The organism is Cryobacterium sp. AP23, from assembly GCF_054075385.1.
The window spans coordinates 2,182,455-2,196,787 of sequence record NZ_CM133415.1 but is presented as its reverse complement, the minus strand read 5'-3'; the positions used below and the strand labels follow the sequence as shown (position 1 = coordinate 2,196,787).

The window sequence follows — 14,333 nt, the reverse complement described above, 5'->3', positions numbered from 1 at the left end:
GGGGGCCGTAGGCTGAAAAGCATGAGAGAGTTCTACCCCGAGATCGAACCATACGACACCGGCATGCTCGACGTCGGTGACGGCCACACCCTCTACTACGAGGTGTCCGGCAACCCGGACGGCAAGCCCGCCGTGTACCTGCACGGCGGGCCGGGCGGCGCGTCCAGCGCCACCCAGCGGCGGGTGTTCGACCCGGAGAAGTACCGCATCGTGCTGTTCGACCAGCGCGGCTGCGGCCGGAGCACGCCGCACGCCAGCGCACCGGATGCGGACCTGTCGGCGAACACCACCTGGCACCTGGTCGCCGACATCGAACGTCTCCGCGAGCACCTCGGCATCGACCGCTGGCTGGTCTGCGGCGGATCCTGGGGCAGCTCCCTGGGCCTGGCGTACGCGGAGACCCACCCGGAGAAGGTCACCGAGCTGGTCCTCCGCGGCATCTTCACCCTGCGCCCGATCGAACTGGACTGGTTCTACGAGGGTGGCGCCGCAGCCATCTACCCCGACCTGTGGGAGGGCTTCATCGCGCCGGTCCCGGTCGACCAGCGCGGCCGCCTCATCGAGGCCTACAGCCGGCTGCTGCACGACCCCGACCAGTCCGTGCGGGAACGCGCCGGCGTGGCCTGGTCCACCTGGGAATCGTCCACCATCACCCTGCTGCAGCACCCGGAGACCATCGAACGGTTCACCGAGCCGGCCTTCGCGGTGGCCTTCGCCCGGATCGAGAACCACTACTTCATGAACAAGGGCTGGTTCGAGCCGGAGCAGCTGATCCGCGACGCCCACAAGCTCGCCGACATCCCCGGTGTCATCGTGCAGGGCCGTTACGACATGTGCACGCCCGCGTTCACCGCCTGGGCGCTGCACCAGGCCTGGCCGGAAGCCGATTTCCGGATGATCCCCGACGCCGGGCACTCGTTCGAGGAGCCGGGCATCCGCGCCGCCCTGCTCGACGCCACCGACCGGTTCGCCGGCTGACGCCGCGGGAGCTGCATTTAATGCGGCCCGGCAGCGGGCACTGCCCCTGCACCGGTGTGCCTGGGGCCTTGGCAGCAGGCCGTGACCGTGTCTAAATGACAGCACGAGCCGTCCGATCGGCTCATGACCCGACACGTACTCTTCGGCAGGAGCGCGCCATGCCCACCCGCGATCCATTCGACACCGACACGCCCGCACACCGGTTCTGGCGGATGACCAGCGTGGCCGGTTTGGTCGCTGTCGCGTTTTCCCTTCTGGGCGCGACCTTCTGGCTGTCGCGGGTTGAGGCCCCGACGGTGGCCGCTGCGTCAGGGCTGGCAGAGTTCCTGAATGCGTCGGTATCATCACCGCCGGGACATTCTGCTGTGACCCCGGCGGCCCCGCCCCGGTCGGGGGCCCAGGGGTCACCGTCAGGTTCGGCCGCGCTCTCGGAGCTACCACCGGTCCCGCTGACGGAGGAGGTCGCGCCGGTGCCCGGTGTGGTTTTCAGCATTGACGGCATCGAAGCCATCGATGGAGGCCTCGCGGCGGTGGGCACGCCCGGGTTGCGATTCACCCTCACGGTTCGAAACGACACTGACGCGGTCGTGGCACTGGGCTCCGCTACCGTGCGACTGTATGCCGGAACACCACTACAACCGGCCACTAACGTGGCTGACCCGGGTGGTGTGCCGCTCCCACCCAACCTGGAGGCGGGTGTGATGGGACTGGGCGTATTCGACTTTGCAGTTCCGGCCGAGCAACGCAGCCAGGTCCGGATCGTGATCGAATACGCGGCGGGCGTCCCGATCGTTGTGTTCGAGGGAGCAGCCCCGCGCTAGCGTTGCGGTTTCACCCTGGGCCGTGGCTTCCGCTTGGCGCCACGCTCGCAGGGGCCGTACCGGGATCGACCACAGGCACTACTCCCGCTGGCCGGGTCTGTCCTCGTTGGCGCAGTAGCGCCAAAGCGTCCGAATAGGCGTCACGATGTTTGGCGGCAATCAACGGCCATGCCCGCGCCGACAGATCAGGGTCAGGGTCGGGGCTCGCGGCGCGTTCCGCGCGGCACCACGCGAGCGCCTCGCTCAGCACAGTAGCATTCACGGGTCCACTGTACGTGTACACCCAGCCGTGCCCCACTTCCGCGCGGAGTGCCTCTGTCGTTGGCGTTGACGGCACCAGGACAGGACGGCGCAGCGATAAAGCGAGCACTGCCGCGCCTAAGTCATGCATCTCCCGATACGGCAACACGACCAATTCGGCCTGGGATACCTCGGCGGCCAGTTCGGAGTCGGTGACGTGCCCCAGTGCCACCGTGACTCTGTCATCCGGCTGGGCCGCGAGCAGCACTTCGGCACCGAGGTCCGTGGTGGTGGGACTGCCGACAACCCGCACTGACACGGGACCCAGATCCGTTTCGGTTCCCAGAGAGGTGAACGCCTGAATCAAATCGGGCACCCCCTTGCTCGGCCGGATGACACCAAAATAGACGAAGAGCCCCGGCACGGATGGCCGGAGGCCGGCCGGGTCGAACCAGTCGCGGTAGTCGCCGTGTTCTATGGTGCGCACAGGAGCACCGTCGGGGACCGCAGTGCTCGGGCTGAGGCGGACCCACAGTGTGGTTTGCCGGTTGAAGCGGTCGACCAGCTCTCGCTCGTAGCGATTTGTTGATTCGTGCCCGGGCAGGTTGTGCACCGTGCGCACCACTGCGGTTCGGCTACGCAGTAGCCGTAGCCGAAGCAACAAGGCACGAAACAGTATCCGACTGATCCCGCTGCGGCTTGCGGTCGAGCTGTGAAGCAGCGCATCCGGCCAATGGGCGTGGAAAACGTCGTAATGATCGGTGAGCGCCCGCCACCAGCTGAAGCCGAAAACTTCGGGTTCCGGCCCGAGGTGCTCAGTGAGTTGGATGAGATATGGATCTGTGGTGCCGTGTCCGCTCGGATAGGACTGGAGGACGCGCATCACGCGGAGCCTCCCATCACGGTGGGCTCGGGCGGTGTGCGCACCGCGGGGCTCCGGATCAGCTGTCCGGAGGGCGCGGCGTCGGTGGCCTTCGCGCTTCGGGCGGCGACGAGGCGTTGGGCGAGGTCCTCGTAGCAGTCCGTGACGCGTCCCCAGTTGTACAGTGCCGCTGCGCGACGTTGCAGCCCGTTGCTCACTTCTTGCGTGTGATACGGATGCAGCTCGGCATCTTCGATCAGCGTGGCGAGAGTGGCAGGGTCCTTGAAGTATGCACCGTACACGCCGAGGAGGTCGCGATTGCAGGGAGCTTCCCAGGCAATGACGGCGGTGTGTGCCCCCATCGCGCGCAGGATCGCGGCATCAGTGCCGCTGTCCTGACGGCCGTGGAGGTAGCTCACGGAATGGGCGTAGACCTGGTCGAGTTGGTTCTGATCGGTCAAGTCACCAAGAAGTATCACCCGGGGATCATCGGCGAGTCTGAGGATCCTGCGCAGCGAGGCGCCGGACCGCGGCAGCGCGCCCACCACTGCAAGGGGGTGGCTGGCGGTGCTGCGTCGGTAGCCGTCGATGATGGCGTCCAACTTGCTGTCGCCGACACGGGGAGCCACAACGAGGTGGTACCCGTTGGGCGTGAGCCCCAGCCCGGCAAGGTCGGTGCTCGGAGGCGCGTGCAACACCCGGGTGCCGTGGCTGATCAGTTCGGTGGGGATCATGTACTTCTCGCGGTAGTAGTCGACGGTTCTCTGTTGTTCCGCGATGAGGGCGTCGGCGTGCCGCACCGAAGTCTGCTCGGCCCATCGGCGGTAGCCGCGGCGGGCGGCGCCCCGGTCCGGTGCCTCATCGACGGCATCCACATGCACCGTTGTGGGGATGCCGCGGAGGTGCAGCGCCGGCATGAACGAGGCATTCGCCGTAGTGAACACGAACGCGGCGTCGGGGTCGGGAACCGCGCCAACACGCCGGCCAGCGAGGGCCTGGCCGAACGACGCGAGGTACCGAGCGGGCAACGCTGGAAGCCGGACAAGCCGCAGTCCTGAATCTGAGCCGTGCTCCAGACCGTCGCGGCCGGAGGAACGGCGAAAGACCGTCACGGCGTGCCCGCGGTCGACCAGCCGTCGCCCGACCTGATCGACGACTGTGTCCTGCCCGCCACCCGTTACAGGAACCCCACGGGCGTCGATCATGACCAGGCGCAAGGCCCGTTCGCTGGACCTGGTGCCCTGGTCGCCGTTCGGCCCGGCCATCTCAATACGCTCCCATGGGCCGCACGATGATTTTGACTGTGCGCCAGATGATCATGAGATCGCCGGCCAACGACCAGTTCTCGACGTAGTACAGGTCAAGTCGGACGCTCTCGTCCCATGTGAGGTCCGAGCGCCCGTTCACCTGCCACATACCGGTGAGGCCAGGCTTGATGTACAGCCGACGGTGCATGTGGGACTCGTAGTTTTCCACCTCGGCCGGCAGCGGCGGGCGGGGACCAACGACGCTCATCTGGCCCATCAAAATGTTCCACAACTGGGGCAGTTCGTCCAGCGAGTACTTGCGAATGAAGCGGCCGACGGGCGTTATCCGAGGATCGTTTCGGATCTTGAAGAGAACACCCGCTCCCTCGTTCTTGTCGAGCAAGCCGGCGAGGTCATCTTCGGCACTGCGCACCATAGAGCGGAACTTGAGCATATGGAATGGGCGCCCGTTGCGGCCGAGACGTTCCTGGCGGAACAGGGCAGGTCCGGGGCTGTCGACTTTCACGAGCAGCGCGATAAGTGCGAGCAGAGGGCTCAGCAGCACTAAGGCGGCCGAACCGAGAGCGATGTCCAGCGCGCGCTTCATCACGTGCTTCGCCCCATCATATTGAGGAATCTCGACATGGATCAGCGGGAGTCCCTCGACCGGACGGAAATGAATGCGCGGGCCGGCTACATCGGTCAACCGGCTGGAGAGCACGAGTTCCGCGGAGGTTTTCTCCAAATCCCAACCGAGATTGCGGATGAACTTGTTGCCTAGCTTGGGGTGCCCGGCCACGATCACGGCGTCCACCTGCAGCAGCCGGGCCGCCGAAGCGACATTTGCGAAGTCCGCCACGACGGGAACAAGGTGCTCGCCCACCGCGACGGTGCCGGTTTTCGAACCCTCGAGCGCCGCGCCAACCACGTGGTAGGCGGCACCGGACTTGTCGTCGATTTGCCGTACCACGTACTCCACTTCGTCCGCATCGCCGACCACGATGGCCCGGGCGAGGTAGTGCCCGAACCGGCGCTGCCGTATCAGCCATTTCCGCCACAGCCAGCGCTCGAGAACGAGGGCGGCCACACCCAGAGGCAGCGCCAACACAAAGTACGGGCGAGCCGTGTCCACCTGCAGTAGAAGGAAGACGATGGCCAGCATGCCGAAAGCGAGTGCGCTGGCGTTGATCATGAGTTTGTATTCGGTGGCCCCGACCCCCACGATGCGAGGATCCCTGGTCCTGAAGGTGGCGAGTGTGGTGATCCACGTGATCGCAACTAGTGCCGGGGTCAGCCAATAGCCGCGGGGTATCTCTGCGGCGCTGGCGATCGGCGCACCCAGGAGGAAGCGGGCCAGGAACGCCGTGGTGATGACGGCGATGACGACGCCGGCGTCCGTGAATCTCAGCTTCGTGCGGTACTGCCGGGCCCATGCCGCGCCGGAGAGGGCAACGGGCGGTTCGGCGCCGACTGGTTCGACGACGGGCCGGGGGAGGGCCTCCGGCATGGCTGGCAGCGCGTGCACCCGGGGGACCGGGATGGCGGCCGTGCGGACCAAAGAAAGCGGGGTCCGGTAACCGCCAGGCATTGCTCCCGTGAGGGGGGAACGCGGTTTGGGCGTACTCATCGGCAGCCAACCTCTCCCACATGGGCGGAATATGCCGGGAGAAATGGCACGTTCTCCGGGTAGGGCAGTGGCGCGATCAAGGGTCGACGAATAGGCCGACCCGTCATAGACAATTTCACGGTGTGGTCCCTGCGTTTCGGGTTTACAGGTTCAAACGGGTGATGGGTCAGATGTGCGCGGGCGGGTAGGTGGGCACAGCACGGGGAACTGACAGATTCTCAGCAACTCACGACGCGACCATACCCTGCAAACCATTCTCGGCGCTGTGACCAGAACGGGGGCAGGTTTGCCGGAGCCGGGACGGCGGAGCGGACCCGGCATCCCCCCGGTTGGGGGCAAGCGGAACCAGGTAGACGGTGGCACTGTGTGCGACTGAGTGACTCTCATGTTGTGAGCGTGGCTCTCGAGTCGGTCGCCGGCTCGCACCGACCCACGAATCCGTTGTCCATCCCGAGCAATGAGGATCATGTGACTGACAAGCTGCGCGCCGCCGTGATAGGAGCCGGATACTGGGGGCCGAACCTGGCCCGAAACTTCCGGGCCAGCAACCGCTGGGAACTGGCCGCGATCTGCGACCTTGATCGGGTCCGGGCGACCCGCCTGGCTGACCAGGGCGGAAATCCCCGTGTCGAGACCGACCTCGCCGCCGTGCTCGCTGCCGACGATATCGATGCCGTCGCCATCGCTACGCCGGCGGGGACCCACCATCGCATCGCGATGGCGGCTCTCGCCGCGGGAAAGCACGTGCTCGTCGAGAAGCCTCTCGCCGACACCGTTGAGCGCGGGGAGGACATGGTGCGCCTGGCCGGCGAGCGCGGCCTGGTCCTGATGGCCGATCACACGTACTGCTACACGCCGGCCGTGCTCAAGATGCGTGAGCTGATTGATGAGGGAGCGTTGGGCGAGATCCTCTTCATCGACTCCGTGCGCATCAACCTGGGTCTGATCCAGCCGGACGTGGACGTGTTCTGGGACCTTGCCCCGCACGATCTTGCGATCATCGACTTCCTCCTCCCCGGCGGGCTGCGGCCGTTGACGGTATCAGCGGTCGGCGCGGATCCGCTCGGGTCTGGAAAGGCCTGCGTCGGCTACCTCACCTTGCCTCTGGCGAACGGGGCAATGGCTCATGTGCACGTGAATTGGCTCAGCCCGACCAAGATCCGCCAGATGATTGTCGGGGGAACCAAGCGCACCCTGGTCTGGGACGACCTCAATCCGCAGCAGCGACTCAGCGTCTATGACCGCGGAGTCGACCTGGACCTTCAGGCACTGGACGGTGTGGAGCGCAGTGCCGCCACGGTTTCGTATCGGCTGGGCGACACCTGGTCGCCCGCTCTGCCGGAGAAGGAAGCCCTCGGTTCGATGGTGGATGAATTCGCTGAGTCCATCTTCTCTGAGCGCCCAGCCCGCACCGACGGTCACGCGGGCCTGCGCGTGCTCACGATTCTCGACGCCGCACGGCGCAGCCTCGCCGGGTCGGGTGCCGCCGCCGACGTCGGCGCCGACCTCGCCCTGGCCGGAGACCTGCCGTGACCCGCACTCTGTGCCGCCCGACAGTCAAGCCCCGTTCGGGGGTGTGTGGCTGATGCTTGCCCGTGGCACTGTCGCTCCTGTGAAAGCCCGTCCTGTTCAGCCCAGAGGCATCCGTTCGCTGGCCTCGCGTTTGTCTGCGCTGATCCTGGCGTTCGCGATGGCCGGCGCGCTCCTGGTGGCGCTGCCAGCGCCCGCGCAAGCGGCGACTGGGTGTGCCGCCGCTTCGAACCCGATCACCTGCGAGAACGCCCTCACCGGCACCAACCCGTCGGTGTGGGACATCGACGGCTCTGGCGACGCCAGCATCCAGGGCTTCTCAACCGACATCAGTGTCAACGTCGGGGGGACGATGGGGTTCAAGATCGACACCGATGCCCGCGCGTATTCCATCGCGATCTACCGCACCGGGTGGTACCAGGGTCTCGGAGCTCGCAGAATCGGCAGCGTCACACCGTCGGCGACCCTGCCGCAGAATCAGCCGCAATGCCTCAGTGACGTCGCAACTGAGCTCTACGACTGTGGCAGCTGGGCCTTGTCGGCCTCATGGACCGTGCCGTCCGATGCCGTGTCCGGGGTCTACGTCGCCCTCCTCACCCGCGCCGACACCGGCGGCAAGAGTCACATCACCTTCGTCGTCCGCGACGAGGCGAGCCGCTCCGCCGTACTCTTCCAGACGTCGGACCCGACCTGGCAGGCTTACAACACGTATGGCGGCTCAGACTTCTACGAAGGCGCGGCCAACGGCCGGGCGTACAAGATCAGCTATAACCGGCCGGTGGCCACACGGGATGGAATCGGCGGACGCGACTTCTATTTCAGCAACGAATATCCGATGGTGCGCTTCCTGGAACGCAACGGCTATGACGTGTCCTACTTCAGTGGGGTGGACACCGACCGGTACGGCGCTGCACTGAAGAACCACAAGGTGTTCCTCTCCGTTGGCCACGACGAATACTGGTCCGCCGGGCAGCGTGCGAATGTCGAATCGGCCAGGGACGCGGGCGTGAACCTGCAGTTCCTCTCCGGCAACGAGGTCTACTGGCACACCAGGTACGAGGCCGCGACGGTGGGCACCCCTACTGCCTACCGCACGCTGGTGTCGTACAAGGAGACCTGGAGCAACGACAAGATCGACCCGTCCGCCGAATGGACCGGCACATGGCGGGACCCCCGCTTCGCCTCCCAGGCCAACGGCGCCGGTCGGCCGGAGAATCAACTGACCGGCACCCTGTTCCAATCGAATTTCTCCGACCTCCCGGTGACTGTCTCCGCTGCCGAGGGAAAATACCGTCTCTGGCGGAACACGAGCCTGACCAACCTCGCGGCCGGATCGACGGCCGTGCTCGCCCCGCACACGGTGGGCTACGAATCGGATGAAGACCTCGACAACGGATTCCGGCCGGCCGGGCTGATCACCCTGTCGACGACTACCGGGGCCGTTGCCGAATACCTGCGGGACTTCGGTTCTGTCGTGACGCCCGGCACAACCACCCATCACCTGACGCTCTACCGGGCGCCGAGCGGCGCGCTCGTGTTTTCCGCCGGCAGCGTGCAGTGGACCTGGGGACTCGACCAGACCCACGACGGCAACGGGGCGCCAGCAGACGCGCGCATGCAGCAGGCCCAGGTCAATCTGCTCGCCGACATGGGCGCACAGCCCGGGAGTCTCGCCTCCGGCCTCGTCGCGGCGACGGCCAGCACGGACACGACAGCGCCTACGGCCACCATCACCAGCCCCGCAGCCGGCGCCTCTGCGGCCAACGGGTCATCGGTGACCGTCACGGGCACCGCGGCCGACACCGGCGGTGGCACCGTCGCCGTTGTCGAAGTCTCCACCGACGGCGGTACCAGCTGGCACCGCGCGACCGGTACGACGGCCTGGACCTACTCCTACCTTCAGCAGGGCGTCGGCGCCGCAAGCATCCGCGTACGCGCCGTCGACGACAGCGCCAACTATCCCACCACTCCGCTCATCCGTGCCGTGACCAGCGCCGGCCCGTTCTCGGTGTTCGGGCAGCAGACGCCGGCGACGCCGGATGCCGGGGACGGCTCAAGCGTCGAACTGGGCTTGCGTGTAACCGCCAGCCAGAGCGGCTTCATCGCCGGAGTCCGGTTCTTCAAGAGCGCCGCCAACACCGGGTCTCACACGGGCACGCTATGGAGCGCCGCCGGCGCCCGCCTGGCCACCGTCGCATTCTCGAACGAAAGCGCGTCCGGCTGGCAGACGGCCACCTTCGCGACACCCGTCGCGGTCACGGCAGGCTCAACCTACGTGGTGTCGTATTCCGCCCCGGCCGGTCACTACGCGGTTGCCACCGAATACTGGTCGTACCGGGGAATCACGGCGGCCCCACTCACGGTGGCCGGCGGATTCGGTGCACAACCTGCCGGGGTGTACAACACCACTGTCGGGGAATTCCCCAGCAGCGACTACCGGCAGGGCAACTACTTCGTCGACGCTGTCTTCACTGCCGCCGACACCTCGGGCCTCGCTGCGACAAGCCAGTGGCCGCTCCCCGGAGCGGCGAGCGTGCCGGTCAACACCACGATCAGCGCAGTGCTCTCCCGTGATGTGACGCCGGCCTCCGTTGCCTTCTCGGTGAAGGACCAGCTCGGCGCGACGGTGAGCGGCAGTGTTGCCTACAACGCGACGACTCGCACGGCCACGTTCACGCCGACGACGGCCCTGAGCGGGTTCGTCACCTATTCGGTGGCCATGTCGGCCACCGCTTCCGTTGGTGGAGGTGCGCTCACCACCGGTGGCACGTGGTCGTTCACCACCGTGCGGCCGCCACCCGTAGACGGTCTGTGCCCGTGCAGCATATATACGGATGCGACGGTGCCGACGATCCTGCAAGTCTCCGACCGGACCCTGGTCACGCTCGGAGTGCGTTTCTCCAGCGCGTCGGCCGGGACCATCTCCGGAATCCGGTTCTACAAGAGCGCGGGCAACACAGGAACCCACACCGGGACGTTGTGGACCTCCGGTGGTACGCAGCTCGCCACCGCGACCTTCAGCGGTGAAACCGCGTCGGGTTGGCAGACAGTGAACTTCGCCACACCGGTCACGATCACCGCGGGCACCACCTACGTCGCGTCGTACGTCAGCCCGACGGGCACATACTCCGCTACACCGGGTGAATTCAGTGGAGCCGGCGTAACCAGGGGACCTCTCACGGCCGGCACCAGTGCGGGCGCATACACCTACTCCTCTGGATTCCCCAGCGCATCCTCCGGTGCGAGTTACCTCGTGGACGTCGTCTTCACCGACACCGCCGCACCCATCTCCGTGACCAGCCTGAGCCCGGCGGACGGGGCGATCGACGTCGACCCGGCCACGGCCGTAGCTGCGGTGCTCTCCACCGCTATCTCTCCCGGGTACTCGCTGCGGGTCATGGCGGGATCGACAGCCGTGGCCGGCGCGACGAGCCTGTCGGCGGACGGAAGGACTGTCACCTTCAGACCGACGCAAGCCCTCGCCAATGATGTCTTGTTCACGGCGACGCTGAGCGGAGTTTCCTCCACGACCGGGGCGGCCATGCCAACGAGGAGCTGGAGCTTCCGGACCAGGCCCGCCGCGGGCGCCACCACCTATTCATTAATCGGCACAGCCACGCCAACTGTGCTCTCCGCAACGGATGACACGTCGGCGGTGGAGGTGGGAATGACATTCTCCTCGTCCCAGCCGGGGACGATCAGGGCAATCCGCTTCTTCAAGGGCGCGGGCAACACCGGGACCCACACCGGCTCGATCTGGTCGGCGGCGGGTGCCCGACTGGCGACTGTGACCTTTACGGGCGAGACGGCAAGTGGATGGCAGACCGCCCAACTCAGCACCCCGCTGTCCATCACCGCTGGCCAGCAGTACACCGTCTCCTATTTCGCGCCGGTCGGCCGGTATTCCTACACGCCGTCGTACTTCTCGCAGGCGCGCACGAGCGGCCCGTTGACCGCGGCGGCGACTACGAACGGGCGCTATCTTTACGGCCCGGCCGGCGGACGCCCGTTGTATTCGTGGAACGCCTCCAATTACTTCGTAGACGTGGTCTTCGCCCCCTAGCAGGCGAAGACCCGCCGTCAACGATGTCCAATGACCGACACAAGCAGGAGTGACTCATGAGCGAAATACCGGGGGCCGCATTCCGGGCGGATGAACGCCGGATCCACACTGTCGCTGCAACAGAACGGCTCGGTCGGTGACCGGTCAGGAGCAGGACCCCGCCGCTCAGCTGGGCGGAAGCCGGGTGCTCGTCACCGGAGGCGCCGGCTTCATCGGAAGCCACCTCGTCGACACGCTACTGGCGCGCGGCGCGGCGCATATTGGCATTCTCGATAACCTCGTCAACGGCACGCTGGAGAACCTGGCCCATCTCGACGACAATCCGGCCGTCACCGTGATCACCGGCGATGTGCGCGACCCAGAGGCACGAGCCGCAGCGCTTGCGGAGGTCGACATCGTCTACCACCTGGCCTGCCTCGGGGTACGCCACAGTCTGCACGACCCGGTGGAAAATCACCTCGTCAACGCGAGCGGGAGCCTGGACATGCTGATCAGCGCCAGGGAGAGCGCGGTGGACCGGTTCATCTACGTCAGCACCAGCGAAGTGTTCGGAACGGCCCAGTACGCCCCGATGGACGAACGGCACCCCACTTGGCCAGAAACCGTCTATGGCGGAGGCAAGCTTGCTGGAGAGGCCTACGCCCGGGCGTTCCATCGCACCTACGATATGGACACCGTCGTCGTGCGCCCGTTCAACACGTACGGGCCACGCAGCCATTTCGAGGGCGACAGCGGCGAGGTATTGCCGCGCACCATCGTTCGGTTGCTCGCCGGACACCGGCCCCTGATCTTCGGCGACGGCGAACAGACCCGGGACTTCATGCACGTGTCAGACACGGCGAACGCGCTGGCGCTGCTGGCCCACGCGCCTGGCGCAGCGGGCCAGACGCTCAACCTCGGATCAGGAACCGAGGTCACCATGAACGACCTGTGTGCGGCCGTCGCGGTCGCCGCCGGCCGCCCGGATTTGGCCCCGGAGCACGTCGAGGCCCGGCCGGGCGACGTGCGCAGGCTCATCGGCGACCCTACCCGGATGCGGGAGCTGACCGGCTTCGAACCGCGCGTCGGCTTCGGCGACGGCGTTGCCGAGCTCGTCGAGTGGTTCTCGAACAATCGGCAGACCCGCTCGGAGATGCTCGACCGGGTCGCGGACCGGAATTGGCTGACCGGGGTGGTGGCGTGATGGACCGCATCAATGTGATGAAGCCGTGGATGGGGGCGGAGGAGATCGCCGCCGTCACCGAGGTGATCGAGTCCGGCTGGGTCGCCCAGGGGCCCAGGGTCGCCGCCTTCGAGGAGCTGTTCGCGCGGGCGATGGAGGTACCCCACGCTGTGGCCACGTCCAACTGCACGACGGCGTTGCACCTGGCACTCGTGGTCGCAGGCATCGGCGCAGGCGACGACGTGGTCCTCCCGTCGTTCTCCTTCATCGCCACTGCGAACGCCCCGTCATACGTGGGCGCCAGGACCGTTTTCGCCGATGTCGACGCGGCCACGGGCAACGTCACCGCAGAGACCCTGCGGGCTGCGTTGACCAGCCGCACCAGGGCCGTGATCGTGGTCGACCAGGGTGGTGTCCCCGTCGACCTTGACGCGATCCGGGTCCTCTGCGACGCCCGCGGAATCGTCGTCATCGAGGACTCGGCTTGCGGAGCCGGCTCTACCTACCGGGGCCGGCCGGTCGGTGCGGGCGCAGACCTGACCGCATGGTCGTTCCACCCGCGCAAGATCCTCACCACCGGCGAGGGCGGCATGCTCACGACGACACGGCCCGACTGGGCAGCACGGGCGCGACGCCTGCGGGAACATTCGATGAGTCTCTCGGCCACAGAGAGGCACGCCTCCGTCATGCCCACGGTAGAGGAGTACCCCGAGATCGGCTTCAACTACCGCATGACCGACCTGCAGGCAGCGGTCGGGATCGTGCAGCTGGGCCGCCTGCCCGAGATCGTGCGGCGGCGCCGGGAAATCGCCGGTGTGTATGCCGAGGCATTGAGCGGCATTCCGGGCCTCCGCCCCGTCACCGACCCGGCCTGGGGAACGTGCAACTTCCAGTCCTTCTGGATCGAGGTGGGGTCGGAGTTCCCCCGCTCGAGAAACCAACTGCTTGAGGAGTTCGCCGGTGCGGGCATCTCGGCGCGGCCCGGCATCATGGCCGCCCACCGGCAGCCCGCATACCGGGACCGCGACACCGGCGCTGCGCCCCTCGGCGTCACGGAGTGGCTCACCGACAACACCCTGATCCTGCCCGTGTACCACCAGCTGACTGAAAACGACCAGGATCGTGTCATCGACTGCCTGGTCACGCAAATGGTGACCCGCCATGGCTGACCTGCTGTTGATCGGAGCGAGTGGCCTCGCGCGGGAAGTGCTGGCCGTGTTGACCGGCGCCGGAGACCCGCGACGGGTCGCGGTGCTCGACGATCGGGCCGAGCTGCACGGCACGCTGCTCGGCAGCACACCGGTGCTTGGCACCATCGATGAAGTGGGCGAGCATCCCGGGGCCGCCATTCTGATATGCGTCGGCCGGGGAACAAGACGCGAGACCATCGCTGCCCGGCTGACGCTGCTGGGCATTGCGGAACACCGGTACACCTCCGTCGTGCACCCCGCCGTCGACATCCCCGCCGACTGCACAGTCGGCGCGGGAAGCGTCCTGCTGGCCGGCGTCGTGCTGACGGCGGCGGTCACCGTTGGCCGCCACGTCGTGGCCATGCCTCAAGTGACGCTGACCCACGACAACGTCGTGAGCGACTTCGCGACCCTCTGCGCCGGGGTGACGCTCGGCGGATCGGTCCGGGTGGGTCGCGGGGCGTACCTGGGGATGAACGCCAGCGTGCGCGAGAACGTCACCGTGGGCACAGCAGCGGTTCTCGGCATGGGCGCGGTGCTTCTGAACGACCTTCCGGATGGGGAGACCTGGGCGGGGATGCCCGCACGGTCGCTCGGCAGGCGGGCGCAGTGA

General features: G+C 66.9%; 10 protein-coding genes. 7 read left to right on the top strand and 3 right to left on the bottom strand.

Translation table 11 applies throughout. The features are described from left to right. The first annotated feature begins 21 nt into the window (after positions 1 to 21). Together pip and ACU5E9_RS10380 are read left to right on the top strand one after the other, a co-directional pair. Complete coding sequence (gene pip / locus ACU5E9_RS10385; protein WP_456809835.1) at positions 22 to 978, top strand: prolyl aminopeptidase; 957 nt, start codon at positions 22 to 24, stop codon at positions 976 to 978. Between the two features lie 158 nt (positions 979 to 1,136). Next, the gene (locus ACU5E9_RS10380) at positions 1,137 to 1,799 is read left to right on the top strand and encodes a hypothetical protein (RefSeq protein ID WP_456809834.1); all 663 of its coding nucleotides are present in this window, start codon (positions 1,137 to 1,139) and stop codon (positions 1,797 to 1,799) included. 10 nt (positions 1,800 to 1,809) lie between these two features. Here the strand turns inward: ACU5E9_RS10380 and ACU5E9_RS10375 are convergent, their stop codons facing one another. From ACU5E9_RS10375 to ACU5E9_RS10365, 3 genes are read right to left on the bottom strand one after another with little or no spacing between them, the layout of a single operon-like run. Next, positions 1,810 to 2,922, bottom strand: a complete 1,113-nt coding sequence (locus ACU5E9_RS10375) for a glycosyltransferase (protein ID WP_456809833.1) — start codon at positions 2,920 to 2,922, stop codon at positions 1,810 to 1,812. Next, entirely contained in the window at positions 2,922 to 4,166 is a 1,245-nt protein-coding gene (locus tag ACU5E9_RS10370; RefSeq protein WP_456809832.1) for a glycosyltransferase, read from the bottom strand. The genes ACU5E9_RS10375 and ACU5E9_RS10370 overlap by 1 nt, the downstream gene beginning before the upstream one ends. Position 4,167: 1 nt before the next feature. Further along, entirely contained in the window at positions 4,168 to 5,775 is a 1,608-nt protein-coding gene (locus ACU5E9_RS10365) for a sugar transferase (RefSeq protein WP_456809831.1), read from the bottom strand. A 468-nt stretch (positions 5,776 to 6,243) separates the two neighbouring features. Here ACU5E9_RS10365 and ACU5E9_RS10360 point away from each other — a divergent pair, with 468 nt between their 5' ends. The 5 genes from ACU5E9_RS10360 (at position 6,244) to ACU5E9_RS10340 (ending at position 14,333) form a co-directional block, all read left to right on the top strand. Continuing rightward, complete coding sequence (locus tag ACU5E9_RS10360) at positions 6,244 to 7,308, top strand: Gfo/Idh/MocA family protein (protein ID WP_456809830.1); 1,065 nt, start codon at positions 6,244 to 6,246, stop codon at positions 7,306 to 7,308. A gap of 157 nt (positions 7,309 to 7,465) precedes the next feature. Continuing rightward, a complete protein-coding gene (locus ACU5E9_RS10355; protein ID WP_456813526.1) occupies positions 7,466 to 11,368 on the top strand; it encodes a DUF4082 domain-containing protein in 3,903 nt (1,300 codons plus the stop codon). 136 nt (positions 11,369 to 11,504) lie between these two features. Continuing rightward, complete coding sequence (locus ACU5E9_RS10350) at positions 11,505 to 12,551, top strand: dTDP-glucose 4,6-dehydratase (protein WP_456809829.1); 1,047 nt, start codon at positions 11,505 to 11,507, stop codon at positions 12,549 to 12,551. Continuing rightward, on the top strand, positions 12,551 to 13,699 hold the full coding sequence (locus ACU5E9_RS10345; RefSeq protein ID WP_456809828.1) for a DegT/DnrJ/EryC1/StrS family aminotransferase: 1,149 nt from the start codon (positions 12,551 to 12,553) through the stop codon (positions 13,697 to 13,699). Before ACU5E9_RS10350 ends, ACU5E9_RS10345 begins: the two co-directional genes overlap by 1 nt. Continuing rightward, positions 13,692 to 14,333, top strand: coding sequence for a NeuD/PglB/VioB family sugar acetyltransferase (locus ACU5E9_RS10340; RefSeq protein ID WP_456809827.1), 642 nt, complete (start codon positions 13,692 to 13,694; stop codon positions 14,331 to 14,333). The genes ACU5E9_RS10345 and ACU5E9_RS10340 overlap by 8 nt, the downstream gene beginning before the upstream one ends.